This is a genomic window from Desulfovibrio desulfuricans DSM 642 (genome assembly GCF_000420465.1).
GTDB lineage: Bacteria > Desulfobacterota > Desulfovibrionia > Desulfovibrionales > Desulfovibrionaceae > Desulfovibrio > Desulfovibrio desulfuricans.
In genome coordinates, this window is the sequence record NZ_ATUZ01000001.1 from 1 (window position 1) to 24111 (window position 24111).

Consider the following 24111-nt stretch of genomic DNA (forward strand, 5'->3'; position numbering starts at 1 on the left):
CAATCGCGAGGAGCGTTTATGCTCCCCTTCGAACCACAAGTCAACCACTTTTTTGCATCTTGGCGAATTTCGCCGCGACTCAATGTGCCGATCCCGTGACGCGAGAAATGCACTTTAAGCAAACACACCTCCCGTGTCAACACAAAACCCAATTTTGTACAAATATTCAATCAAACGCCCGACCAGAACCAGTTTTCAGGGTTTATCTACGCTTCCCCCACCCGCTCGCCACATCTACACTCTGCCTTTTCCCATCCAACTGCCCATCCATAACCATTCAGTGCACCGCCCTCTCGGGCACCAGGTCAACCCCTGCATGGCACGCAGCAAGGGCATACCCATAATCGCCCATGTATGCCACGCATTCGCTGCTCTTCTTTATAGATGCCGTAACTAACATTTCGTCACTTGGCGAAATATGCTTGACTTCAAAAGCCCCGCTTCTTATATTTCGCCACACAACGAAATGAAAAGGACATCCACCTCCACCATCCCTACGGAGTACACATGCTCAGCTACATTTCCGCTATTCGAGCGCTTGGCGACGAAAACCGCCTGCGCATACTCATGGCCCTGCGCCTGCGGCCCCTGTGTGTTTGCGAGATAACAACGCTCCTTGGGCTCGCGGCATCCACCACCTCCAAACACCTCTTTATCCTGCGGCAGGCGCGTTTGATCGAGAGCATTAAGAATGGTCGCTGGGTTTATTACCGCCTGCCGCAGAATCCCACAGACTGTGTGCGCGATGCTCTGGCGCTGACAACCCGCGAGTTGGCCGACTGCCCGCAGATTGCTCAGGATGCAGCCGCCTTGCCAGGTATTTCGCACAACACCAGCATCCACGAATTCTTCAAGCAGAAGCATATTCCCGTCCCAGCCGACCAGGCAGACGACACAGAAGACGAGGCCGCGCAAACCGCTGGCACCCCCGCATAAAGTCAGGAGATTTGAATGGAATCCACCAAGCTTAGCCCCTTGCCCATGAAGGCATGCTGCGCTTCATGCGCGCCGGAAGAACCGAGCGACCGCGACCAAGATCACGGCTGTGCCTGCTGCCATGATCACAGTCACGACAATGAACACGGACATGACCATGAAAAGCGCGAAATCGCCATCATGGCCATATCGGCCGTGCTTTTCGCCATCGGTATGGTCGCTGATGAACGCCTTGCCGAGATCATGCCCAGCTGGCTGGTCATTGGCATCTTCTACGCCCTGCCATATGTATTGTGCGGCTTCGATGTGCTGCGCATCGGGGCGCAAAGCATCCTGAGGAAGGACTTTTTCAACGAATTTACACTGATGGGCGGTGCAACCATCGCGGCCATAGCCCTTGGGCAATTGCCGGAAGCCGTGGGCGTCATGCTGTTTTACTGCGTGGGTGAATTTGTGCAGGAGCGCGCAGCCGGGCGCTCGCGCCGTTCGGTCAAGGCCCTGCTGGCCGCACGGCCCAGCATTGCCCACGAAATGCTGGATAGCGGCGCTACCCGCGATGTGGAACCCGAAGCCCTTGGCCCAGGCAGTCACATTCTTGTGCGCCCCGGCGAAAAAATCCCGTTGGACGGCACCGTGCTTGAAGGCGATTCGCAGGTGGATACCTCCCCGCTCACGGGCGAGTCAGTGCCCCAGCGCATAGCTCCCGGCAGTCGGGTGCTTGCGGGCACCATCAATCTTAATGCGGCCCTGCGTGTTGAAGTGACAACGGCCTTTGGCGATTCGTCCATAGCCCGCATTCTGGAAATGGTCGAAAACGCCGTGGCCCGCAAGGCCCCTACGGAACGCTTCATCACCCGCATGGCCCGCTGGTACACCCCCGCAGTGACGGGCATTGCCTTTCTGGTAGCAGTGCTGCCTCCCCTGTTCGGGCTTGGGCCCTTCTCTCAGTGGATTTACCGCGCTCTGGTGCTGCTGGTCATTTCCTGCCCATGCGCCCTGCTTATTTCCATTCCGCTGGGTTACTTTGGCGGCATTGGCGCCGCTTCGCGCCGGGGCATCCTTATCAAGGGCGGCGCGGTGCTCGACAACCTGCGCGACATCCGCGTGGCTGCGCTGGACAAGACCGGCACCCTCACCGAAGGCGTGTTTGAAGTAAACGCCGTGCTGCCTGCCGAAGGTATTGCCCCCAATGATCTCCTGGCCGCCGCCGCGCTGGCGGAGAGCCGCTCCAACCACCCCATTGCCCGCTCTGTCATGCGCGCTGCGCAGCAGGAAGGCATTATGGTCGATGATACATCACTCACAGGCATGGAAGAAATCCCCGGCATGGGCGTGGCTGCCGCTGCTGACGGCCATGAACTTCTGGCAGGCAATGCCGCCCTGCTCACAAGACGTGGCATTGCGCCTATGGATGTCAGCATGCCCGGCAGCGTGGTGCAGGTCGCCAAGGGCGGCAAACTGCTGGGCGCGCTGGTGGTGGCAGACCGTATCAAGCCGCAGTCGCCCGAAGCCATTCAGGAACTGCGCCGCCTCGGCATCCAGAATATCGCCATGCTCACAGGAGACAGGGAAGAACAGGCCCGCCCCGTGGCCGAGCGCCTGAAGCTGGACACCCTGCGCGCAGGCCTGCTGCCCGAAGACAAGGCCGGAGCGCTTGAAGCCCTTGGCCCGGTGAAGAACACCATCTTTGTGGGCGACGGCATCAACGATGCCCCGGTGCTGGCAACGGCAGGGGTGGGCGTGGCCATGGGCGGTCTTGGTGCGGAAGCCGCCATTGAAACCGCCGATGTGGTCATTCTGGACGACAACCCCGCACGCCTGCCAGAGCTGCTGCGCATTGCGCGCCGCACGCGCACCATTGTGTGGCAGAATATAGTGATGGCGCTGGGCATCAAGGGATTGTTCATGGCGCTGGGCATCGTGGGCCTTTCCGGCCTGTGGGAAGCCGTTTTTGCCGATGTGGGCGTGGCCCTCATGGCCGTGCTCAACGCGGCCCGCGCTGGCAAGATAGACGTATAGCAAGCAAATCGGGGGAAGAGGCCACAAAGCCCCTTCCCCCGATTTTTATATTCTGTCCTGCCCTGTCCCGTGCTGCGCCTCTGCGCCACCGGCGGCAAATCTTCTCAAAAACGAAATCCGGCAGCTGCGGCTGCCAAGCCTTTACACGGCAGCGCGCTCCACGGTGTAGCCGCCCGCCTCCAGCGCTTCAATAGCCGGGACAAGCTTTTCCGCCTTCATCAATATATAGTCCGTATCAAAGGTGGATACGGCAAAGATGCTGATGCCCGCCTGCGCCAGAGAGGTCGACAAGCCCGCCATCACACCGGTAAGGCCAAAATCCATCTGCCCCGCTACGCGCAGTGCGCGCCAGCCGTCTTCCCGCGCCAGTGTGGCGTGGGGAACATCCGCAGTCAGGCAGACCACCGAAATTTCCGCATCAGTTTTGCCCACAAACAACCACGGCACATGAAAATTGACGGCGCGCAGGTTTTCCACCTTGCAGACGCTGAATTTTCCTTCAATTACTTGCAAGAGCATGCTTTCTCCGCCTTTTCATTCAGTTCGGTGTAAAAACTGGTCGGGCAGATTATACACCTAGAGCCTTTCAACTTTGAAAAAGGTTAAATGCTCTAACGCTGCACGAGAGTGCAGCGCGCCACAACATGGCGTGGATTCTGCCGAAAATCGCATTTTGGGGCAGAATGACAACTTTGAAATGTGAAGCATTTCAAAGTTAATCTGGTCTAAGAAAGCAGCATTTTCAAGTGCCTGTAGGCCAAGGCTGTTGCCATGCGCCCACGCGGGGTGCGCTTTAAAAAGCCGCACTGGATAAGGTACGGCTCGTAAATATCTTCAATGGTTCGCACTTCTTCCGAGCAGGCAACGGCCAGGGTTTTGATGCCCACCGGGCCGCCGTCATAGTGCTTGATGAGCACCTCCAGCAGTTTGCGGTCCATCTGATCCAGCCCCAGCTCGTCCACGTCCATGCGCTTGAGCGCGGCCGAAGCCTGCTCGCCAGTCACCAGCCCGTCACCGTGCACCAGGGCAAAGTCGCGCACCCGGCGCAACAGGCGGTTGGCAATGCGGGGCGTGCCGCGCGAACGGCGGCCAATTTCCACTGCGCCGTCAGTGGAAACCTCCACGCCCAGAATGCGCGCCGTGCGCTGCACCACGCGGGCAAGGTCGTCCGGGCTGTAATATTCCAGCCGCGCCACAATGCCGAATCGGTCACGCAGGGGCGAAGAGATCAAGCCCATGCGCGTGGTCGCCCCCACAAGGGTGAAGGGCTCAAGATCAATCTTGACCGTGCGTGCCGCAGGCCCCTGCCCGATGACCAGATCGAGCTTGAAATCTTCCATGGCGGGATACAGCACTTCTTCCACGGCAATGGGCATGCGGTGGATTTCATCCACAAAAAGGATGTCGTGCCTGTTCAGATTGGTGAGGATTGCGGCAAGGTCGCCGCTGCGCTCAAGCACCGGCCCGGAGGTGCAGATAAGATTGACCCCCAGCTCGGAGGCCATGATCTGCGCCAGCGTGGTTTTGCCAAGCCCCGGATTGCCGTAAAAAAGCGTGTGATCCAGCGCCTTGCCGCGCTCGCGCGCAGCCCCCAGATACACGCGCAGATTGGCGCGCAGTTCATTCTGCCCGATAAAGTCGTCAAGGCTGTGCGGGCGTACGCTTTCGTCAATGCCTGTGGCGCACTCCGCAACGCACGGATTTGCAAGATCGGTCATCAGACCTTCCCCTTGGCAAGGGCCTTAAGGGTCGCGCGCAGAGCGCCGGTCACGTCCAGATCAGGCTCTTCGTGCAGCAGTTTTTTGACCAGGGGCGCGCATTCGTCCGGCTCGTAGCCAAGATTGCCCAGGCCGTCCAGCACATCGCGGAATACAGAACCGGGGCGCACCCCGGTGGTCAGCGCAGCCGCCTGCGGGGCGTCCTCAACCTTGAGCTTGTATTTCAGCTCAAGAAAAACATGCTCGGCGGTTTTTTTGCCGATGCCCGAAACGCGGGTAAGGGCCAGCACATCATCCTCAAATACAACACGGCGCAGGTCGTCAGGCCGAAAAATGGAAAGAATGCCAAGGGCCGTGCGCGCGCCCACCTTGGAGATGGAAACCAGCACCTCAAAGGTCTGGCGTTCTTCAAAGGTGGCAAAACCAAAAAGCTCCAGCGCGTCTTCACGCACGGCAAGGCTGGTGTACAGCGTCAGAGGTTCCCCCCTGCCGGGCAGGCTAGCAAGTGTGTGAGCGGGCAAGGCCACTTCGTACCCCACGCCCCCCTCGGTGACGATCAGGCAGGCATTGCCCCATATTTCGGCCAGGCGGCCTTCAAGATAGGCGATCATGGATTCCTTGCGAGAAGTAAAGGTTGCTACCGCCAAAGCATAGACTGAAAGGCAATGGGTTTCAAATGGCGCTTGCCGTGTATGGCGCTGCCGCCTGCGGGCAGGCTAGCGGCCCCTGAGCAATGGCGCTGAAATAGGCGCAAAGCATGTCTGCCACGGCGGTGGCGCAGGCCTCGTTTTCCTGCGGGCTGCGCCCTTGCGAGGAAAAGTGTTTGCCCGCCGCAGCCAGAGTTACAAAGGTCAGCTCCGCGACCAATGCCCTTTGGCTTTCTGTGGCGAGGGGCAAGGCCTCGGCCACAAAATCTGAAAAAACCTGGCGGCTCTCGGCCTTGATTTCTGCTGTTTCCGGCGCATGCCGGTACAGGGGCGCAGAGTCGTGCAGGGCCGCGCGCATGGCTGCTTCTTCACATTCCGACGTCACAAAGGCGTGCACAAGTGTACGCAGCCGATCCAGCGGCGGCATGCCCGCGTCTTGCAGAATGGTTTGCAAAAGGCTGGTTGTTTGCCGCCATTCCTCACACTGAAGCCGAAAAAGTATGGCCGCTTTGTTGGGAAAATACTGGTACAGCGAACCAATGCTGACCCCGGCCCGTTCGGCCACGCGTGCAGTGGTAAAACGCTGCGCTCCCTCAGTGGCCAAAACGCGAGCAGCAGCCTCAAGAATTGCGGCAACCACATCGACAGACCGTGCCTGACGTGGTTGTTTTCGTTGAATAATTTTCGTTTCCAGGTGCTTGTTCATGGGTGCGGCGCAATGCGAATGGTAAAATGTGAATATTTCGTCATATTCTACCCATACACGCACAGGCGTGCAACCATAACGAGGAGCAACACATGAACAGCCTCAGCACGCAACCGCTGGCCAATCTGCTTGATACCCTGCTTACCCAGGCGGAAACAACCACGGTTGAAGAGATTTGTGCAGCGACAGGCCTGAGCGCCCAAGCGCTGGAACAGCAAAAGGGCTGCAAAACCGCATATGCCGGTTTTTATGCCAGCCTGAAAAACTTTGCCATTCCCGTTTCCCGCAGAACCGGCGAACTTCTGTACATGCTGGCGCGCTGCAGCAATGCGCGAGTAGTGGTGGAATTTGGCACCTCATTCGGCATTTCCACCCTGTTTCTTGCCGCAGCCCTGCGCGACAACGGTGGCGGCCAACTGATTACAAGCGAGTTTGAACCCTCAAAAGTGGCGCGGGCGCAGCAGAATCTGCAAACCTCCGGGCTGGCCGATCTGGTGGAAATTCGCTCTGGCGATGCCCTGCAAACCCTGGGCAGCAACCTGCCACAGCATATAGACATGCTGCTGCTCGATGGGGCAAAGGCCCTGTATTGCGACATTCTGAAACTGGCAGAAACTGGCTTGCGCACCGGCGCTCTAGTGATTGCCGATGACGCGGCCGACAGCCCGGAATACCTGGCCTACGTGCGCGATCCCGCCAACGGATACATGACGCTGGATTTTGATGGCGATGTGGATCTTGCTGTGCGGCTGGGCTGAGGGCCAGCCAGCCTGCAACAGAAGCACCCGGTCAGTGAAGGCTGACAGGCAGCCGCAGCCGTGAGGTTCCGCTCAGATCGCCGAGATCAACCGCCAATGCCCACCATCTGTTTGTCTGCCACGGCGGAGCCTTTTTTGCGGGCCTTGAGCAGATCGGCCCCAATGGGTTTGTCCGCGCAGGCCAGACGCACCACGCGGGCCATATGCCCGTCATCAAAACGTGGATTACGCAGAAGCCCCCGCAAGTGATATTCCCTGTCGTCAAACAGGCATGTGCGCAGGTTGCCATCGCTGGTGAGCCGCAGCCTGTTGCACGTGCCGCAGAAATGGCAGGACACAGCGGTGATAAATCCCATGCGGCCCTTGCCCCCCTGCACGGCAAACATCCTGGCGGGGCCAGCCTCCGCGCTGCTGTCCTGCACGGGATCAAGGCGCACACGGCGCTCGGCTTCGGCACGGATGTCTGCGGCAGACCAGAACGTCTCCGGCCCCCAGAGGGTGCCGCTGCCCATGGGCATAAATTCGATAAAGCGCAGATCAACGGGCATGGTGCGCACAGCATGAACAAAATCGTCCATCTGCCCGTCATTGACGCCACGCATGGCGACAGCGTTGATTTTTACGCGGATGCCAGCTCGCAGCAGCCCGTCCAGCGAGGCGAGAACAGCGGGCAGCAGGTCACGCCCGGTCACTCTGGCAAAAGTTTCGCGGTCAAAACTGTCGAGGGAAAGATTTACGGCGCTCACGCCCAAAGAGCGCAGCAGTGGAATGTGCGGTTCAAGCAGTGTGCCGTTGGTGGTCAGGCGCAGATCAAGGGATGGGTACCGCGTATGTAGCAGATGCAACAGTTCATCGCAGCCCTTGCGGGCAAAGGGTTCGCCCCCGGTAAGCCGCACCTTGGAAACGCCCAGCGCCGCCATCATGCCCACAAGGCGCACCATTTCTTCATAGCGCAGCACCTTGGGGTGCGGAATGAACTTCTGGTTTATCTCGCTGCGGCAATAGGCGCAGCGCAGATTGCAGCGGTCAGTGACAGAAAGGCGCAGATACCGCACCACGCGGCCGTGACCATCGCACAGGGGGGCGAGGTGCGCCAGTGGCGCGAGTTCTTCACCGGGGGCGGCACAGTTGCCAAGAGGGGCAAATGGATTTACACATGCTTGCATGAAACACCTGCTATTCGGAGCCGCCCTGCTGGGCTGCCTTTGCATGACCATACCCGCGCTGGCCTGGGACGGCTTTGACGCCGATTCCGCCGACCTTGTCGAGGTCATCCCCGACCGTGTTCCCTCCAAGGGCGACACGGTGGACGTGCGCAACTACGATAAGGACGCCACGGAAACCTGCCTTGTGGAATCGGTTGCCCGCAATGCCCGCACTGTGGAACTTGTGGTGCGCACCCCTGCCGGAGTAGCCCGCACCCTTGTGATGGAAGGCCGTTAGCGGCTGTTACCGAAAAGCATTCTGCGCCCTGCATGTCTGTTGCCCGCGCTTTGCGGCGAACAGCGGGGAGCAGAATCGGTATTTTCAGAAACAGCCGCCCGTTCCAGCACTTAGTTATCGCCCGCTTCCACCTCATGCCCCGGCAAAAGAATGCTTGGGCTTTCAGTCTGACCCTGCCCCTTGGGACACTGGGCCTGAAGATGGCAAATCTCGCAGCCGCCCTTGAAGGGATAGTGCGTCACAACGGCATAACGGCGCGTAAGGGTGCCGAACGCCTCGCGGTATTCAATGCCCAACGAGGCCAGCGCCTCGCGCAGCGTTTCTGTGGGGCGCGGCGAAGGCGCACAACCGGCGTCTTCCACCTGGGGCAGGGCTTCCTGCACGGCGGCCATGCACATAAACTGGGCAAGGTTGTTGATCATAAAGCCGTCAGAGGCAGATTTGCCCCAGGCTTCATCCACAAAATTTTCCACTTCTTCCGGCAGCCAGACAGCCAGATACGAAATTTTGCCAGCCGCGATCTCACAGACGTTCAGTTGCGGCAGCCATTCGCCCCACAGGCCCACAAGACGTTCAAGAATCGCACCGCCAAGGCGCGTTTCCTTGCTCATGGACATGAAGGCTTCCAGATCAAAGTAGGGCTGCATTTCATGCCGCCGGATTTCATACGGTTTGCTGCTTGCCTCGCTCACTTGTTCTCCTTGGATGCTCATTGCCTGATTAGCCCGCGCGCTGCCGCGCCTGGCCGTGCTTATGAGCCGCAGCAGATATTCTATCCATGCAAGGCACATCGTCAAGAGCATGTTTGCCGCAGCAAGGCTGTTGCATGGGCCGCAGAGCGGGGCTGGCGCTGCTTTTTGCGGTCATTTGATTCTTTCGCTCCAAATTTTTTGCAGCGGGCCGACCGGGCATGATCCATACAAAACAATTCCGCCCCCAGCGCGGACAGCATGTTGCCTTTACTTGGCAGGGCCTCTTTTTTATCATATGCAATTGCCGCACAGCTGATGTCGTTGCTAACGGAGCCTCAGCCTGCGGCCAGGCCCCTGATACCACACACCACAAGGATGCCGCATGAACAAGCCCAGTGACCACCCCGCAAAGATCCGCTATAAATATCAGATGGATGAAAACGCAAGACTGCAAACAGCCCACGGCGTTTGGGGCGGCATAAACCCGCAGGGCGAGATCGAAATGAATTTTTATCACGAAAGCGATGCCCTGCCCGCTTTCTCTGAGCAGCTGGTGGCCCCCGACGGCTCCATCGGCCACGAAATAACCCCCGGCGAGATGGACGCGCGCGAAGTGAACCGCTGCATCCACAGCCGTGTGCTGCTCAACTACCACACGGCCCGCGCCGTGCTTGACTGGCTTGAAGACCGCGTGGCCGCGCTTGAAGAAGAAGGCGCGCATGGCATGTACGATGCGGACCTGGACATTGAGCAGTAATTCAAGATCATGATTGAAAAGACCTACCATATCATCACTTTTGGCTGTCAGATGAACGTGCACGACTCCCACTGGCTGGGACGTGCGCTCGGCGCGCGCGGTTTTTTTGAAGCGCCGCTTGAAGACGCCCAGGTGGTGGTGGTCAATACATGTTCCGTGCGTGAAAAACCGGAACAAAAGGTCATGAGCACGCTTGGCCGCATCCGTCAGGTTTCTGGCGGCAACCCCGCCGTGCTGGTGTGCGTGGCCGGATGCGTGGCCCAGCAGCTTGGCGAAAGTATCTTTGAAAAAGAAAGCCAGGTGCGCCTTGTGGCGGGCAGCGACGGCATAGGCAATGCCCCGCAGGCCATTGAGCGCCTGCTGGAAAATCCCGCCCAGCGCCTCTCCCTGCTTGATTTTACAAGCCAGTATGTGGAGCGCGAGGGTACAACCGAACCCGGCGTGGTCAGCGGCTCTGTGGCCTATGCCAATATAATGCAGGGCTGCGACAATTTTTGCGCCTACTGCATTGTGCCCTTTACCCGTGGCCGCCAGAAATCGCGCAGCAGTACGGCCATTCTTGATGAATGCAAGGCGCTGATCGACAACGGCGCGAGAGAAATCACCCTGCTTGGGCAGAACGTCAACGCCTTCGGGCAGGATAAAAGCGGCGACGGCACAAGCTTTGCCGCTCTGCTGCGCAAGGTTGCCGCCCTGCCGGGCCTTGAGCGCCTGCGCTACGTTACCCCGCACCCCAAGGATATGGGGCCGGAAGATATAGCTGCCTTTGCGGAACTGCCCCAGCTCTGCTCCCGCCTGCACCTGCCCATGCAGGCAGGCTCGGACGCTGTGCTGGCCCGCATGAAACGCCGCTACGACAGCGCGGCCTTTCTTGATCTGGTGGAGCGCCTGCGCGCCGCCCGGCCCGATCTGGCCCTCTCCACTGATCTTATTGTGGGCTTTCCCGGTGAAAGCGAGCAGGATTTTCAGGACACGCTGCAGATGATGCGCGCCAGCAACTTCATGTCCAGCTTCTCCTTTTGTTACTCCGACAGGCCGGGAACGCGGGCTTCGCTGTTCCCCGACAAAATCCCCGCCGATGTGGCCCAAGACAGGCTGTTGCGCCTCCAGGCCCTTCAGGATGAACTTGGCGCGCGCTGGTTGCAGCAGCGGGTGGGGAGCGAAACCACCCTGCTGCTCGAAAACCGCAGCCCCAAGGAAGGCCAGGGGCCGGAGCCAAGCTGGCAAGGCCGCGACCCCTACGGCGCGCCCGTGCATGTGGAACTGCCGCCGCTAGTGGATCACACGGGCCGCATGGTGCGGGTGAGCATTACAGAGGCCAAGAAACACAGCCTCATGGCCCAACGATTGGGGGAACCATGGTAGAAATGCGCGTTTTCGGCCTCACCATCGACCCGCAGAGCAAAACACCCATCGTGGTGCTGCGCGAAGCCAGCGGCGATGCCGTGCTGCCCGTCTGGGTGGGAGCCATGGAGGCCATGGCCATTTCTTTGGTGCTCAACAACGAAAGCCTGCCCCGCCCACTTACGCACGACCTGTTTCTCATGACGCTCAAGGCCTTTAAGGCCGAGCTGCGGCGCGTGGAGATCAACGACCTGCGCGAGGGCACCTTCTACGCGGTGCTTGTGCTTTCCGGCCCGGAAGGCAGAACCCGTGTGGACTGCCGCCCCTCGGACGCCATTGCCCTTGCCATGCGCGCAGGGGCACCCATCCTTGTGGAAGAGGAAGTACTGCGCCTTTCTGCCGAAGAACAGCAACGGGCAGAACAAAGCACTGCCGTGGAAGTTACCACGCCGATTCCTGATGCCGCCACCGACATGGTGCGCCGCGTCGGTGCCCAAAAAGAGGCGGATATGCTGGGCGGCGCTCTGCTGCGCCACGGCGAGCTGCCCCCCTCCCTCTCTGCGGATGAAGAAACCCGATACCGCGAGATGCTGCGTTCTCTTGACCCGGTTTCACGCCGCAAGATGTAACCAGCCGCAACACTTCTCTTTATCTTTACCACATCCGCGTTGCATGGTTGTACGCGTGGGGTGGAGAACCTCCTGTTTTTCCCATTTTTCGCACAGGCAGCGCATTTCAGAGGCAATACGGCAGTCCATGCGGGCATGCCGGGACGGGTGAGGCCAGGCCTGCACTCGGCAGATTCAGTTTTTTTCCAGAACTCTATAAATATTCTAAATAAAAAACGTCTCACCAACTGGCTAAAATCATGGGTAAAATTTTTCAGCCCGCGCCAATAGCCGATTTCCGCTCCCTAAAGATATAGCGTCTTGCTCCGATTATTAGCAGCAATGGGGAAGCGAACCATGCTGCACTATCGACTATTCAAAGAAATCAACGACCTTTTTGCCTCCGGGCATGTCGAACAGGCCCGCCGCCTGCTCATGGAAGTGCAATCGCGCAGCATAGCCCTGCACGATGAGCTCAACCTGTTGCAGACCCGCCTGAAGACCCTTGAAGAAGTCGTTGAGCTTGCCAGCAACCTGTTCCGCCGCAACGGACTTTACTGGCTCAAGGCAAAGGATATAAATCTTGGGCCGTTCTGCCCGCGCTGCTATGAAAACGAGGGTGGGCTTATCCGCCTTGAACGGGCAGATGGCACGCTGCACTGCCCCTACTGTCACGCAATTCTCTCCTGCCCGCCGGAATTCTGCGGCAGCGAGGATGCGCAGCCACGTGCGCGCATTATACCCTTTGCCAATTAGGCTGGTTCTGACAGATCAGACACATAAACACCTTGCCGCCACAACCAGCGACAAGGTGTTTTTTATGGAGGCACAAGCCGTTACGCCCATTCGCGACAAGCATTCATCAAATTTCACGGCCCTGTTTTCTTGCGCAAGCCCGCTCCAGCGGGTATAGTGCATTTACGGAATCCACTGCCTGCCCTTCCTGCCGGCAGCTTTTCAACTGGTTATTCCGACAAGGACAAGCATGACCCGCCCACGGCAGATCCATGTTCTTCTTCTCAGCGAAAGCGAATCAATGGCCGCTCTGGACAGACGCGCATTGCGCGAAGTCGGGGTTGACCGCATTGAAGGTCTGACCTCCGGCGTGGCGGCAGCCCGCATGCTGGCTGGCCTTGACGAATTTCCCCCTTCTTTCAAGCCCGATGTGGTCATCTGCTCGCAACGCCTTTCTGATATGGACGGCGAACAGTTTTGCGCCATCCTGCGTCTGCACCCCCTGCTGCTCGACACGCCCATTCTGCTGATTCTGCCCCACGACAGCGAGGTGGAGCAGCTCCGCACTCTCGGCTGCGGTGCAAGCGCCCTCATATCAAGGCCCTACTCCTTCAGCCAGCTCAAGGCCCATCTTGATTTTCTGGCCAACTCGCGTTCTTCGCTTGATGATCTGGAAAAAGCCGCCCACCTTGCCGACACCAGAGCCTTTGACGAAGCCGTGGCCACCTACGGCATCCTGCTCAAGCCCATTCGCCAGCCCGAAGATTATTTTCGCGTGGGCATGCAGTGCCTTGAACAACGCAAATGGAACAGCGCCATCAATGCCTTCCAGCGAGCCATGCGCGGCGCGCTTATTCAGGGCAAGGCGGAGCTGGGCATGGCTGCGGCGTGGAAGGGCAAGGGCGACATGGCCCGCTACCGCCACTATCTTTCCCTGGCGGCAGCCACATTTGTGCGCGCGCGGCAGTGGAACCGCGCCCGCGCGGTTTATGCCCGCATGCTTCAGGAAGATCCCTCGGCGCGAAGCCCGTTTTTGTCCGAGGCCTTGCAGCAGATACGCCAGGGCAACTTTGATTTTGCGGCAGGAATTTTGGCTCAGGGGTACGAAATCACCCCCAGAGAGCAGATCAGTGAGCGCATGGCGCAGATTTGCCTTGCAACGGATACCCCGGACGACATGCTGAAAAGCATGGAAGCCTGCCTTGAGCAGGCTCTGGGGGCGGATGCCGAAGCCTTGAGCGCAGAAATCCGCACCACGCTTGAAACCCTGACCCGCGAGGCAGAGGCCAAAAAGCTTGAAGACGCGGCAGAGCGCCAGTGGCGTGCAGGCCGTCAGGCCGCCAGGGAGCGTGGGGACGCAGAAGGTGCGCCCGCAGAATGGGCAAATGACCCTCTGATGCAGGTGGGTCAGGCTCAAATGGGCCATGTGCAGACAAACCCGTCTCAGCCCGCAGGTACAGCACCTCAGGCTGGAGCACGGCAACGCGGGCAAGTTGGCATTGCCCTTGCCGACGAGGACGAACCGGACATGCCCTCCCAGCAGGGTTCTGCCGCCAGATCAGGCAATCTGCGCGCCGGGCAGGGCGCATCCTCGCCAGTCATCCCCTTGTGGGGCGAGCACGAGGGCGCAGCCCAGTCAACGCAGAACACCCGCGCCACACAAGACGCGCAGCCAGCCATTTCAGGCAATACCCCCATCCCGCAGTTGCTTGATCCGCTCGCGCGCGGCAAGAGTTCCGGGAGCCTGCTTGGCGGCAAGAGCAGCCTCACGGACATGATGTCCATAGTAAAATTTACCTGGAAGCAGGCCTTCCGCAAATAGCAGCTAAAGGCCTGACGGTATTTCTTCTCCAGCGTAGCCAGTATTGAAGAGGCGCAGGCGGTCTTTGCCCGCCTGCGCCTCTTTTTACGCTCATACTGGTGCCCGGCCGCAGAAAAAGATGTTCTGACGCAGTCGGGATAACGCGATGATGCCGCTCTAACGCTTCACGCGCTGGAGCATGTCTTCGGTTGTAAGCGAGTGTAGATGCCGCACCCGCCAGAGGTAACATGCCGCCCCGAATCCCAGGGCCACGATGTAGGCAATCCAAAAGCCCGCCGCACCCATTGAGGGGACCAGAAGATTTGTACGCGCCAGGGCAAAACCCAGGGGCAGCCCGATAATCCAGTAGGCTGCAAAGCAGATGACAGAAATAATCCGCGTATCATTATGCCCGCGCAGAATGCCTATGCCCGTCACCTGCAAGCCGTCCACGATCTGATAGGCGGCCTGGTAAAGCAGGAGCTGCATGGCCAGGGCGGCCACTGCCGCATCCTGGGTATAAATGGCCACAATACTATGCCGGAACAGCACTGTAAGGGTAGCAATGAGCAGCGCAAAAACAACGCTCAGGGTCAGGGCCGTGCGGGCCACAATTTTAGCGCGCTCGGTTTGCTGCGCCCCAAGGTAGCGGCCAACGCGTATGGTGGCCGTCATGCTGATGGAAAGCGGCACCATGAACACCAGCGCCCCAAAGTTAAGGGCAATCTGATGCCCTGCCACCATGACCGTACCCAAAGGAGCAAGCAAAATAGCGCTGAGGGCAAAGAGCGAAACTTCAAAAAACAGGGCCAGCGCACCGGGAAAGCCAATGCGGAACACGCGCAAGACCAGCGTACCGTCAAAGCGCGGCTCTTCTGCGCTGCCGCCACGGAACAGGGGCGCAAACAGCGGCCCCAGGCATTTATATTGCGGGTCGCGGCGCAGATAATACAGCATGCACAGGCCCATAAACCAGAAGCTGATGGCAGAGGCCACGCCGCAGCCCACGCCGCCAAGCTCCGGCAAACCGAACTTGCCGTAAATGAATACGTAGTTGCAGGGAACATTGAGCGCCAGCCCGAGCAAACCTATGACCATGGCAGGGCGAGTGCGGGAAAATCCCTCAAGAAAGCTGCGCAGGTTCACAAAAAGCAGAAAACCCGGCAAACCCCACATGATGGCGCGCAGGTACGCCCCTGCCATGTCTGCAAGCGCGGGCTCAAGCCCAAAAAGCTCCAGATGGAACGAGATGGCATAATAAAAGCCCACCAGCACAACGCTCATGACCAGGGTAAGCCACAGGCCCTGCCGCAGCAGGTGCGCCGCGCGGTCAGGCCGTCCGGAGCCAACAAATTGCGCGCTCAGGGGAGAGAGCGCCAGCAGGCAGCCAATGCCAAGCAAGGCCACAGGGGCCCATATGGAACCCGCAACGGCCACAGCGGCCAGAGCCTGGGCGCTGTAAAGCCCGCTCATGGCTGTATCGGCAAAGGTCATGCCCGTTTGCGAAAGCTGGGCAATGAAGATGGGCAGCCCCACCGCATAAAAACGGCGGGCCTCGGAAAGAGAGAATATTTTTTCAAACATAGGGTTCTCGCAGGTGATCCGTGGCGGGCGTCAGGGCCAGCGCCAGAGCAAGCCGGAAAAGTCCGAGGTAAAACGTGTTCCGTCCGCGCCGCAACGCGCGAAACATGGGAGGCAAAAGGGCTACGGGCCGGGTGCGCCCAAACATGCAAGCCGGATACGTTAGCGCAGAAAGAGTCCTTCCGGCGGCAAGGCCTTGCCCATGATATCCGCAGCGCGGCCCACAAGGGCCTCAATGGCCGCGCGCCCCGCCGGGCCGAGATCAAGGCTGAAATCCGTCACAAAGGTCTTGATGTGGGCGCTGGTGACGCTTTCTTCCATTTCCTGCGCATGTGAACGGATAAATTCGCGCGAATCATCAGGGTGGGCGTTGGCGTAAGCCAGACTGGCAGTAATGGTATTCTGCACGCGCCGGGCAAGGGGTATGGACAGGTCGCGCCGCACGGCAATGGCCCCCAGCGGCAGCGGCAGAGAAAACTCCGCCTCCCACCACTGCCCCAGATCAAGCAGCTTTACAAGCCCCTGACGCGCATAGGTAAAGCGCCCCTCGTGGATGATCAGGCCAAGATCAGCCTCGCCATTGCTCACGGCAGACATAACGTCGCTGAACAGCATCTCCTTGCGCGGCCCCTGGAAACCGCCGTGCAGGGTCAGCAGCAGGTTGGCCGTGGTCAGCAGGCCGGGCACCGCCACCGTGGCATTGCGCCAGTCTTCGGGCTTGAGGTTTTTACGCGCCACCACAAGGGGGCCGCAGCCCCAGCCAAGCGCCGCGCCCGAAGACATCAGGGCATAATCCTGCATGATTTCGGTGGTTGCGCCAAGCGACATCTTGGTGACGTCCAGCGCCTTTTGCCGGGCAAGATTGTTCAGTTCTTCCACATCTGCCATATGCGGGGTGATGGGCGCGGGAACAGGCACCAGCCCGTGCAGCATGGCATGAAAAATATAGGTATCGTTGGGGCAGGGCGAAAGACCGAATGACAGATTTGGCGGCGGCAAGGCAGACATTTTTTCCTCACGTTGACAGTGTGCGGCGGCGGGGCTTAATCTGCGAGCGGCATTTTGCCCCCAATCCATGCACAGGATTCAGATATGCTAGACGCAACATACTACGCCGCACTGGGCCTTTCGTCTATCCGCGAAAAGGTGCTCTCCGGGGAGCGGCTTTCGCCCGAAGACGGGCTGACACTGTTCAACTGCCCCGATATTACAGCCGTGGGCGCTCTTGCGCTGCACGTGCGATGCCGCCTGCACGGGCACAAGGCCTTTTATGTGGTCAACCGGCAGATCAACTATACCAATGTGTGCGTCAACGGCTGCACCTTTTGCGCCTTCCGCCGCGACAGGGAGGACGAGCCGGGCGCGTTTGCCATGAGCCTCGACGACGTGCTGGCCCGTCTGCGCGCCGCAGACGCGACCCCCCTGCATCTGGACGAGCTGCACATTGTGGGCGGCTGCCACCCCACGCGGCCCCTTGCCTGGTTTGAAGACATGATCCGCGCGGTGCGGGCCTTTAACCCCAATCTGCCGGTCAAGGCCTTTACCGCCGTAGAGATTGAACATTTTGCGCGCCTTGAAGGCATCAGCACCCTTGAGGTGCTCAAACGCCTGCAGAACGCGGGCCTTGTGATGATGCCCGGCGGCGGCGCGGAAATTTTTGATGAAGAACTGCGTCCGCAGATCTGCCCGCACAAGGCCGACGCCAAGGCATGGCTGCGCATTCAGGGCGAAGCTCACAGCCTCGGCATTGTCACCAACTGCACCATGCTGTTCGGGCATATCGAATCATACGAGCATCGCATCGACCACCTCTGCCGCCTGCGCGAGCAGCAGGACAAGAGTGGCGGCTTTACCTGTTTTATCCCCCTGCCCTTCCTTACGGATCACAGCCGCCTCAAGCTGCCGGAAGACAAGGTCGGCCCCCAGCGCGGGCTGGATCAGTTGCGCACGGTGGCTGTTTCGCGCCTCATGCTCGACAACATCCCCCACCTCAAGGCCTACTGGATCATGATGGCCCCCAAGCTTGCCCCTGTGGCCCTGTGGTACGGCGCGGACGATCTGGACGGCACCATCATTGAAGAGCGCATCGGCCACATGGCGGGTTCGCAGTCCGCCCAGGGCATGACCATTGAGGAGCTGGAGCACCTTATCCGCGAATCGGGCTTTACCCCGGTGCGGCGCAACGCCACCTTCAATACCCTGAACGACGAATCCACGGAGGCGCGCCAGTGAGTACCTTTTTCCCCGCGCACAGCCCCTTTGACGAACAGGGCGCAGAATTTGAAGACGTGCGCCAGGCCGCAGCCCTTGCCGCCAGCGGTCAGCGCCTTGACCGCGCCGCCGCCGAAGCCCTGTACTACAAGGCCAGCCTGCACACGCTTGCCCAACTGGCCCACGCCATGCGTTTGCGCCTGCACCCTGAGCCCATTGTCACCTACGTGGGTGACCGCAACATCAACTATTCCAACGTGTGCGTGTGCGCCTGCCGCTTCTGCGCCTTTTTCCGCGCGCCAGACCAAGAAGGCGGCTACGTCATCAGCCGTGAAGAAATGGCGCAGAAAATCGAGGAGACTCTTGCTCTCGGCGGCACCCAGGTGCTGCTCCAGGGCGGGCATCACCCCGACCTGCCGCTGGAATGGTACGAAGACCTGCTGCGCTGGATGCGGGCCACATGGCCGCAACTGCACATCCACGCCTTTTCGCCGCCGGAAATATTCTTCTGGGCCGAAAAATTCGGTCTTTCCGTTTCGGAAGTGCTGCGCCGCCTGAAGGAAGCTGGCCTGCACTCCCTGCCCGGCGGCGGCGCGGAGATTCTGCACACGGGCGTGCGCGCCCAGGTTTCGCCCAACAAATGCACTGCCGAGCAGTGGCTCGGCGTTATGGAAGAAGCCCACAAACTGGGCCTGCGCACCACCGCCACCATGATGTTCGGCCATGAGGAAGAACCCGCCCACAGGCTGGATCACCTCTTTGCCGTGCGCGAGGTGCAGGACCGCACCCACGGCTTCACGGCCTTTATTCCCTGGACATTCCAGCCAGCGCACACGCGCATCGACGTCGACCCGCTGCCCGCCCCCGCCTACCTGCGCCTGCTGGCAGTCTCGCGTCTCGTGCTGGACAATATCGCCAACATCCAGGCCTCGTGGGTGACCATGGGGCCGCAGGTGGCCCAGCTGGCCCTGTTCTACGGCGCCAACGACTTCGGCTCGCTGATGATTGAAGAAAACGTGGTGGCCGCAGCCGGGGTTTCCTTCCGCATGGACCGCAGCGACATCCACAAGGTCATCCGCACGGCGGGCTTTACCCCTGTGCAGCGCACCATGGACTATACGCCCGTGGTTCCCCAGCCTGAAGTGTAAGGCTTCCGCCGCACTGTTAATTCCACGTTTCCGGGGGTTCGCCCCCGGAAACGCGTTTTGGCCGCACATTCAAATTTCGCCCATCGGCTTTGCCCCTGGCAAAAGGTACTCCGCCCCATGACCGAACAAAAAAAAACTCCCCCCGTACTGCGCATGGGCCGCATTGGCTATCTCAACGTACTGCCAATCTATCATCCGCTCGAAGCAGGCATTCTGCCCCACGATTACGAGCTTGTTTCCGGCCCGCCAGCCCTGCTCAACACCATGATGGCGCGCGGCGAACTGCACGTTTCGTCCTGCTCGTGTTTTGAATACGCCAGCCGCCCGGAGCGCTACCAGCTTGTGGAAGACCTCTCCATCGGCTCCCACGGCCCGGTCATGAGCGTGCTGCTGCTCTCGCGCGTGCCCTTTGACCAGCTTGAAGAGCAGGAAATCCTCATCAGCGGCGAAACACATACCTCGGTGGCCCTGCTGCGCCTCATCATGCGCGACAGGTTCAAGCTCAACGTCACATTCACCACCGGGCAGGTGACCCCGGCCCTGCGCGGCAAAAAACCGCCCGTGGCCTTTCTGGCCATTGGCGATGAAGCCCTGCGCCTGCGCAATCATCCCGAGTATCCGCACCGTCTCGATCTGGCTGAGGCGTGGCGCGACTGGACGGGCCTGCCCTTTATTTTCGGCCTGTGGGTTGTCAGCCGCGCCGCCGCCGAGGCAAAGCTCTTTACCAGCGACCCCGGCGCGCTGCTGCGGCAAGGGCGCGACTGGGGCCTTGAGCACATGGACGTCATCCTTGACCTCACGGCCCACGGCTGCCCCCTCTCGCGAGAGGAGTTGGCCTTCTACTACAGCAAGGGCCTTGTTTACACCCTGGGCGCGGAAGAACAGCGCGGCTTGAGCCTTTTTTATCAAATGCTGGCAGATGCGGGCATGATCGCCAAGGCCCCGGCCCTGGAGTTTTTCAAACTGTAATTTTGCGCCGCGGGCATTTTTCACCTGAAAAAATTTTTGCCGCAGGGCAAAAAATAAATCGGCATGGAGCAGCCGGGTCATATGGTGCCGACTGCTCCATTTTTTGGCGTGTTTACTTAGCAATTCAGTAAGTTATTGCTGCCGCCAGATGATTTTTCAGCCTTAGAAATTGCCGCAAAGCCTACAGCCAGGCCAAAATATTTTTCTCAGAATTATCATCCAGCACATGGAATGGAAGAACAAACTAACCTAGTGTCAGTGCCCACGCGCGTACTGACACTCTTTTATCGTGGGGTAGGTATATGACTCAGGTTTCTTCCGCCGCAGGGCGGTCTTTTTTGGGCTATCTTTGTGAAAATATTCGTAATAGGGGCAAAAATCCCCTGCGCGCTTTCACGGGCTTTGCCCTCGCATGGGTTGCATTTTTTCTGCTATGGAATGTGATTCCCCCATTTGACGGGCTGACGCACAACGGCATGGCCGTTCTGGGTATTGTGGTGTGGGCCAGCATCATGTGGGTCAGCGAGGCCATGCCCGCAGGCGTGACAGGTATTTCCATTCCCACCATGCTGCTGATCACCCAGGCTCTGCCCTGGAACAACGGCAAACCGCCCATGGCGATCATCTTTGCCGGATTCACCGACCACGTTATCTGGCTGTGCCTGTTTGCCTTTATGGTGGCAGCGGTCATGCAGCTCATTGGCCTTGACCGCCGCATCGCCCTGGGCATTCTGGCCCGCTTCAAGGCTTCGTCCGTATGCCGGGTTATCTGGGGCATGTTTTTTGTGAATATTGTTCTGGGCTTTCTGGTGCCTGCGGCCAACGCCCGCGCCGCCACCCTGCTGCCCGTGGTGCAGGGTATCTGCAATCTGCTGGGTGATACGCCCGAAGAACGCGCCGCCAAAAAGGCCCTTGTCATCCAGTCTCTGGTTTACGGCTCCATGATCTGCGGCATGTTCATCATGACCGCCCACCTGCCCAACATGATTCTGGTGGGTATTTTTGAAAAGAACGGCTTCACCAACATCAACTTTCTCAACTGGATGCTCTTGCAGTTCCCGTATCTGGGCATGTTTGTGCTGACCAACTGGTGGACGCGCTACTACTTCAAGACCAACTGCGTTTCCATTGCTGGCGGCTCCGCCACCATCGAAAAAAGCTACAAAGAGCTTGGCCCCATGAGCACCGCAGAAAAAACCTTGCTGGGCATTTTTCTGCTGGTCGGATTCATGTTTGTGACGGGCAAGGGCAGTTTTATTTATGAACTGCACCGCCAGCCCCTGGGAGTTATCGGTCTGGTGGGCATGATGGTGCTGTTTGCCCCCGGCGTGATGCCCTGCTCGTGGAAGGCCGTGCAGCAAAAGACCATCTGGGGCACATTCTTGCTGCTGGGCGGCGCAATGACCATGACCACCGCCATGACCCAGGCTGGCGTGGCGCAGTGGCTTGCCGACCACATCCACAGCATGGTTGTGGGCATGAACTGGTGGCAGACAGTGCTGACCATGATGGTGGGCACGCACATTATCCGCCTTGGCATGCTCTCCAACGTGGCCGCCGTGGCCATGCTTGCCCCGGTGGTATTTGCCATGGCGCCCAAGCTTGGTCTGCACCCCGTGGCCTTTACCCTGCTGGTGTGCGATACGGATACGTTCGCCTACCTGCTGCCCACCCAGATTACCGCCGCAGTCATTGCCCACAGCACAGAAACTTTCTCTACCGCCGACTACGCCAAGGTGGGTTCTGTGGCCGTGCTTATCGCCATCGCCTACGGCGTCTGCGTCATGGCCCCCTGGTACGCGCTGCTCGGCATGCCCGTGTGGAACCCCGCCGCAGCCTGGCCTTTTTAATCGCCCCAACCCTTTGCCCGAGAGGACATTATGGCACGCATAAAAACAACACATGCGGTCGATTTTCGGCCAACCAGCCTGAACGACATTGAAACCGTCGAGGTAAACGCCGATCTGCTGATCATCGGCGGCGGCAATGCCGGTTGCTTTGTGGCAACGGAAACTGCGCGTCTCAACCCCGCAGCCAAGATCGTTATTGTGGAAAAGGCCGACATCATGCGTTCCGGCGCGTGCTCTGCCGGTATGGACGCCATCAACACCTATATTCCGCCCAACAAGACGCCCGAAGACCTCGTGCGCTGGAGCCGCTCACAGGTGGGCGGCGGCCCTCTGCGCGAAGATCTGGCCCTCTCCAACGCTCAGGAACTCAACGAATGCGTTGAAGACCTGGAGCGCTGGGGCCTGCCCATTCTCAGGGATGAGCAGGGCAACATCCGCTACCGTGGCAAGTGGGATATTTCCATCCACGGCGAGCAGCTCAAGCCCATCATGGCTGAAAAAGCCCTTGAAACGGGGGCGGATGTGTACAACCGCGTGGCGGCAACGGCTCTGCTGGTGCACAATGGGCGCTGCACAGGGGCCACGGGTTTTAGTGTACGCGACGGCAAGTTCTACGTGTTCCGCGCACGGGCCACGGTGGTGAGCACCGGCGGCGCGGGCACGCTTTATAAATCCTACACCGCCGACTCCACCGACAGCGGCTCGCAAATCTGGATGTGCCCCTACTGCGTTGGTTCCGGCTACGCCATGGGCCTGCGCCAGGGCGCGGAGCTCAGCAGCCTTGAGCAGCGCTGGGTCGCCACGCGCACCAAGGATTTTTGCGGCCCTGTGGATACCATCTCCGTAGGCTATGGCGCGCCCATTATCAACTCCCTGGGCGAGCGCGTCATGAGCCGCTATGAAAGCCTTGGCGGCGATGCGGCCCCGCGCTACATCCGCGCCAACGCTCCCATGGAGGAATGGCTGGCTGGTCGCGGCCCCTGCTTCTGCGACACCACCAACATGACGCCGGAAAAAACCAAGGCCATGATGGAAGACTACCTCAACGAGCGGCCTTCCTTCGTGCTCTTCCTTGCCAGCCGTGGGCAAGATCCGTCCAAGGAACCCATCGAAATCTTCGGTTCCGATCCCTACATCATGGGCGGGCACACCGGCGGGGGCTACTGGGTCGACATGGAACGCATGACAACCCTGCCCGGCCTGTTTGCAGCGGGCGAAACCGCAGGCGGCAACCCCAACAAGTTTGTGGGCGGCTGCTGCGCCGAGGGCAAGCTGGCCGCGCGCGGCGCTCTGGCCTACATGGCCGTAACCGATGCACCGGAGCTTGATGCCGTCCAGATCGCGCAGGAAAAGGAACGTGTGTACGCTCCCCTGCTCACGCGCGAAGAAGAAGGCGTAAGCCCGCTGGAAATGAAGGAACGCCTGCAAAGGCTCATGGATGAATACGCTGGCGGTTCCAGCCAGTTTTATCGCGTCAACGAGCAGCAGCTTGATTACGCACTTTGGCACATCAAGATTCTGCAAAGCCAGTTCAAGCACCTGCGAGCCAAGGATCTGCACGACCTCATGCAGGCCAACGAAACCATGGACCGCGTGGACGTGGCCGAAGCCGTTGTGCACCACCTCAAGGCCCGCAAAGAAACCCGCTGGGCTGGCTGGCAGACCCGCTCGGACTACCCCCAGCGCGACGATGAGAACTTTGACTGCTTTGTGGAGTCGCGCCGCGATCCCGCCACAGGAGAAATGACAACCTTTACCCGTCCCTACGAGCAGTTGCTGCCCGGCGACAGGTACAAGCCCTAAGTCAGGAGAAAGACAATGCCGCCGAAAATCGACACGCACAAATGCAACGGCTGTAACGGGCGCGAAGAAACCCATTGCGAAGAAACCTGCCCCGGCGATCTCATGGCCCTGAATCCCGCCACGGGCAAGGCCTACTTGCGGGCCGCCCGCGACTGCTGGGACTGCATGTCCTGCATCAAGGCCTGCCCCGCGGGCGCGCTTGAAATCAAGATGCCCTACCAGCTGGGCTACTTCAAGGCCACGCTGCGCCCCATCATGGGCTCCAACTTCATTATCTGGAAATGCCGCGACATCAACGGGCAGGAACAGACCTACCGTTACGTGAACAGGCTGGACAAGGCCTGATAGCGCGGAGTATTATTGAAAATAGTCGCCAGCGTCCCGC

General features: G+C 59.7%; 23 protein-coding genes. 15 read left to right on the forward strand and 8 right to left on the reverse strand.

The features are described from left to right. The first annotated feature begins 507 nt into the window (after positions 1–507). The gene (locus tag G449_RS0100005; protein WP_022657252.1) at positions 508–936 is read left to right on the forward strand and encodes an ArsR/SmtB family transcription factor; all 429 of its coding nucleotides are present in this window, start codon (positions 508–510) and stop codon (positions 934–936) included. Between the two features lie 15 nt (positions 937–951). Continuing rightward, entirely contained in the window at positions 952–2955 is a 2004-nt protein-coding gene (locus G449_RS15240; protein WP_022657253.1) for a heavy metal translocating P-type ATPase, read from the forward strand. Positions 2956–3096: 141 nt separating this feature from the next. On the opposite strand, the gene G449_RS0100015 is transcribed toward G449_RS15240, so the two are convergent. The 4 genes from G449_RS0100015 to G449_RS15245 all read right to left on the reverse strand — a co-directional run bounded on the left by G449_RS0100015 (position 3097) and on the right by G449_RS15245 (position 6026). Then, a complete protein-coding gene (locus tag G449_RS0100015) occupies positions 3097–3474 on the reverse strand; it encodes an ACT domain-containing protein (RefSeq protein WP_022657254.1) in 378 nt (125 codons plus the stop codon). Between the two features lie 206 nt (positions 3475–3680). After that, complete coding sequence (gene ruvB, locus G449_RS0100020; protein ID WP_022657255.1) at positions 3681–4673, reverse strand: Holliday junction branch migration DNA helicase RuvB; 993 nt, start codon at positions 4671–4673, stop codon at positions 3681–3683. Further along, positions 4673–5284 (reverse strand): Holliday junction branch migration protein RuvA, encoded by a 612-nt coding sequence (gene ruvA, locus G449_RS0100025; protein WP_022657256.1) that lies wholly within the window; start codon positions 5282–5284, stop codon positions 4673–4675. Before ruvA ends, ruvB begins: the two co-directional genes overlap by 1 nt. Before the next feature lie 61 nt (positions 5285–5345). Then, positions 5346–6026 (reverse strand): TetR/AcrR family transcriptional regulator, encoded by a 681-nt coding sequence (locus G449_RS15245; protein ID WP_022657257.1) that lies wholly within the window; start codon positions 6024–6026, stop codon positions 5346–5348. Positions 6027–6118: 92 nt separating this feature from the next. On the opposite strand from G449_RS15245, the gene G449_RS0100035 reads away from it, so the two are divergent. Then, complete coding sequence (locus G449_RS0100035; protein ID WP_022657258.1) at positions 6119–6784, forward strand: O-methyltransferase; 666 nt, start codon at positions 6119–6121, stop codon at positions 6782–6784. A gap of 86 nt (positions 6785–6870) precedes the next feature. On the opposite strand, the gene moaA is transcribed toward G449_RS0100035, so the two are convergent. Further along, complete coding sequence (gene moaA, locus G449_RS0100040) at positions 6871–7950, reverse strand: GTP 3',8-cyclase MoaA (RefSeq protein ID WP_022657259.1); 1080 nt, start codon at positions 7948–7950, stop codon at positions 6871–6873. On the opposite strand from moaA, the gene G449_RS0100045 reads away from it, so the two are divergent. Next, positions 7949–8227 carry a DUF5334 domain-containing protein gene (locus tag G449_RS0100045; RefSeq protein ID WP_022657260.1) on the forward strand — a complete coding sequence of 93 codons (279 nt, stop codon included), beginning with the start codon at positions 7949–7951 and terminating at the stop codon, positions 8225–8227. The two genes, moaA and G449_RS0100045, sit on opposite strands and share 2 nt — an antisense overlap. A gap of 110 nt (positions 8228–8337) precedes the next feature. Here G449_RS0100045 and G449_RS0100050 read toward each other — a convergent pair whose 3' ends face one another. Next, complete coding sequence (locus tag G449_RS0100050) at positions 8338–8874, reverse strand: hypothetical protein (protein ID WP_034604655.1); 537 nt, start codon at positions 8872–8874, stop codon at positions 8338–8340. A gap of 427 nt (positions 8875–9301) precedes the next feature. On the opposite strand from G449_RS0100050, the gene G449_RS0100060 reads away from it, so the two are divergent. The 5 genes from G449_RS0100060 to G449_RS0100080 all read left to right on the forward strand — a co-directional run bounded on the left by G449_RS0100060 (position 9302) and on the right by G449_RS0100080 (position 14185). After that, entirely contained in the window at positions 9302–9676 is a 375-nt protein-coding gene (locus tag G449_RS0100060; RefSeq protein ID WP_022657263.1) for a hypothetical protein, read from the forward strand. Between the two features lie 9 nt (positions 9677–9685). Then, the gene (gene miaB / locus G449_RS0100065; RefSeq protein WP_022657264.1) at positions 9686–11041 is read left to right on the forward strand and encodes a tRNA (N6-isopentenyl adenosine(37)-C2)-methylthiotransferase MiaB; all 1356 of its coding nucleotides are present in this window, start codon (positions 9686–9688) and stop codon (positions 11039–11041) included. Beyond that, on the forward strand, positions 11035–11649 hold the full coding sequence (locus G449_RS0100070) for a bifunctional nuclease family protein (protein ID WP_022657265.1): 615 nt from the start codon (positions 11035–11037) through the stop codon (positions 11647–11649). The genes miaB and G449_RS0100070 overlap by 7 nt, the downstream gene beginning before the upstream one ends. A 336-nt stretch (positions 11650–11985) precedes the next feature. Continuing rightward, entirely contained in the window at positions 11986–12384 is a 399-nt protein-coding gene (locus tag G449_RS0100075) for a hypothetical protein (protein WP_022657266.1), read from the forward strand. Between the two features lie 229 nt (positions 12385–12613). After that, positions 12614–14185, forward strand: coding sequence for a response regulator (locus G449_RS0100080; RefSeq protein ID WP_027180561.1), 1572 nt, complete (start codon positions 12614–12616; stop codon positions 14183–14185). A 156-nt stretch (positions 14186–14341) separates the two neighbouring features. Here the strand turns inward: G449_RS0100080 and G449_RS0100085 are convergent, their stop codons facing one another. Both G449_RS0100085 and G449_RS0100095 read right to left on the reverse strand, forming a co-directional pair. Next, positions 14342–15748, reverse strand: coding sequence for an MATE family efflux transporter (locus G449_RS0100085; protein WP_022657267.1), 1407 nt, complete (start codon positions 15746–15748; stop codon positions 14342–14344). Between the two features lie 159 nt (positions 15749–15907). After that, on the reverse strand, positions 15908–16753 hold the full coding sequence (locus G449_RS0100095; RefSeq protein ID WP_022657269.1) for a 1,4-dihydroxy-6-naphtoate synthase: 846 nt from the start codon (positions 16751–16753) through the stop codon (positions 15908–15910). 84 nt (positions 16754–16837) lie between these two features. Between G449_RS0100095 and mqnE the strand changes: the two genes are divergently transcribed. The 6 genes from mqnE to G449_RS0100125 all read left to right on the forward strand — a co-directional run bounded on the left by mqnE (position 16838) and on the right by G449_RS0100125 (position 24071). Then, positions 16838–17977, forward strand: coding sequence for an aminofutalosine synthase MqnE (gene mqnE / locus G449_RS0100100; protein WP_022657270.1), 1140 nt, complete (start codon positions 16838–16840; stop codon positions 17975–17977). Beyond that, positions 17974–19104: a cyclic dehypoxanthinyl futalosine synthase gene (mqnC, locus tag G449_RS0100105; protein ID WP_022657271.1), complete on the forward strand. Its 1131-nt coding sequence runs from the start codon at positions 17974–17976 to the stop codon at positions 19102–19104. The genes mqnE and mqnC overlap by 4 nt, the downstream gene beginning before the upstream one ends. Positions 19105–19221: 117 nt before the next feature. After that, positions 19222–20073: a menaquinone biosynthetic enzyme MqnA/MqnD family protein gene (locus G449_RS0100110; RefSeq protein WP_022657272.1), complete on the forward strand. Its 852-nt coding sequence runs from the start codon at positions 19222–19224 to the stop codon at positions 20071–20073. A 302-nt stretch (positions 20074–20375) separates the two neighbouring features. Continuing rightward, the gene (locus G449_RS0100115) at positions 20376–21923 is read left to right on the forward strand and encodes an SLC13 family permease (RefSeq protein WP_022657273.1); all 1548 of its coding nucleotides are present in this window, start codon (positions 20376–20378) and stop codon (positions 21921–21923) included. A 30-nt stretch (positions 21924–21953) separates the two neighbouring features. Continuing rightward, a complete protein-coding gene (locus G449_RS0100120) occupies positions 21954–23726 on the forward strand; it encodes an adenylyl-sulfate reductase subunit alpha (RefSeq protein ID WP_022657274.1) in 1773 nt (590 codons plus the stop codon). A gap of 15 nt (positions 23727–23741) precedes the next feature. After that, positions 23742–24071, forward strand: coding sequence for a 4Fe-4S dicluster domain-containing protein (locus tag G449_RS0100125; protein WP_022657275.1), 330 nt, complete (start codon positions 23742–23744; stop codon positions 24069–24071). Positions 24072–24111 lie beyond the last annotated feature (40 nt).

Coding starts and splice junctions, on each gene's coding strand:
- G449_RS0100110 (WP_022657272.1), top strand. CDS start 19,222: ATGACCGAACAAAAAAAAACTCCCCCCGTACTGCGCATGGGCCGCATT.
- ruvB (WP_022657255.1), bottom strand. CDS start 4,673: ATGACCGATCTTGCAAATCCGTGCGTTGCGGAGTGCGCCACAGGCATT.
- ruvA (WP_022657256.1), bottom strand. CDS start 5,284: ATGATCGCCTATCTTGAAGGCCGCCTGGCCGAAATATGGGGCAATGCC.
- G449_RS0100095 (WP_022657269.1), bottom strand. CDS start 16,753: ATGTCTGCCTTGCCGCCGCCAAATCTGTCATTCGGTCTTTCGCCCTGC.
- G449_RS0100125 (WP_022657275.1), top strand. CDS start 23,742: ATGCCGCCGAAAATCGACACGCACAAATGCAACGGCTGTAACGGGCGC.
- G449_RS0100115 (WP_022657273.1), top strand. CDS start 20,376: ATGACTCAGGTTTCTTCCGCCGCAGGGCGGTCTTTTTTGGGCTATCTT.
- G449_RS0100075 (WP_022657266.1), top strand. CDS start 11,986: ATGCTGCACTATCGACTATTCAAAGAAATCAACGACCTTTTTGCCTCC.
- G449_RS0100035 (WP_022657258.1), top strand. CDS start 6,119: ATGAACAGCCTCAGCACGCAACCGCTGGCCAATCTGCTTGATACCCTG.
- moaA (WP_022657259.1), bottom strand. CDS start 7,950: ATGCAAGCATGTGTAAATCCATTTGCCCCTCTTGGCAACTGTGCCGCC.
- miaB (WP_022657264.1), top strand. CDS start 9,686: ATGATTGAAAAGACCTACCATATCATCACTTTTGGCTGTCAGATGAAC.
- G449_RS0100060 (WP_022657263.1), top strand. CDS start 9,302: ATGAACAAGCCCAGTGACCACCCCGCAAAGATCCGCTATAAATATCAG.
- G449_RS15245 (WP_022657257.1), bottom strand. CDS start 6,026: ATGAACAAGCACCTGGAAACGAAAATTATTCAACGAAAACAACCACGT.
- G449_RS15240 (WP_022657253.1), top strand. CDS start 952: ATGGAATCCACCAAGCTTAGCCCCTTGCCCATGAAGGCATGCTGCGCT.
- G449_RS0100050 (WP_034604655.1), bottom strand. CDS start 8,874: ATGCAGCCCTACTTTGATCTGGAAGCCTTCATGTCCATGAGCAAGGAA.
- G449_RS0100120 (WP_022657274.1), top strand. CDS start 21,954: ATGGCACGCATAAAAACAACACATGCGGTCGATTTTCGGCCAACCAGC.
- G449_RS0100070 (WP_022657265.1), top strand. CDS start 11,035: ATGGTAGAAATGCGCGTTTTCGGCCTCACCATCGACCCGCAGAGCAAA.
- G449_RS0100015 (WP_022657254.1), bottom strand. CDS start 3,474: ATGCTCTTGCAAGTAATTGAAGGAAAATTCAGCGTCTGCAAGGTGGAA.
- G449_RS0100085 (WP_022657267.1), bottom strand. CDS start 15,748: ATGTTTGAAAAAATATTCTCTCTTTCCGAGGCCCGCCGTTTTTATGCG.
- G449_RS0100005 (WP_022657252.1), top strand. CDS start 508: ATGCTCAGCTACATTTCCGCTATTCGAGCGCTTGGCGACGAAAACCGC.
- G449_RS0100045 (WP_022657260.1), top strand. CDS start 7,949: ATGAAACACCTGCTATTCGGAGCCGCCCTGCTGGGCTGCCTTTGCATG.
- G449_RS0100080 (WP_027180561.1), top strand. CDS start 12,614: ATGACCCGCCCACGGCAGATCCATGTTCTTCTTCTCAGCGAAAGCGAA.
- mqnE (WP_022657270.1), top strand. CDS start 16,838: ATGCTAGACGCAACATACTACGCCGCACTGGGCCTTTCGTCTATCCGC.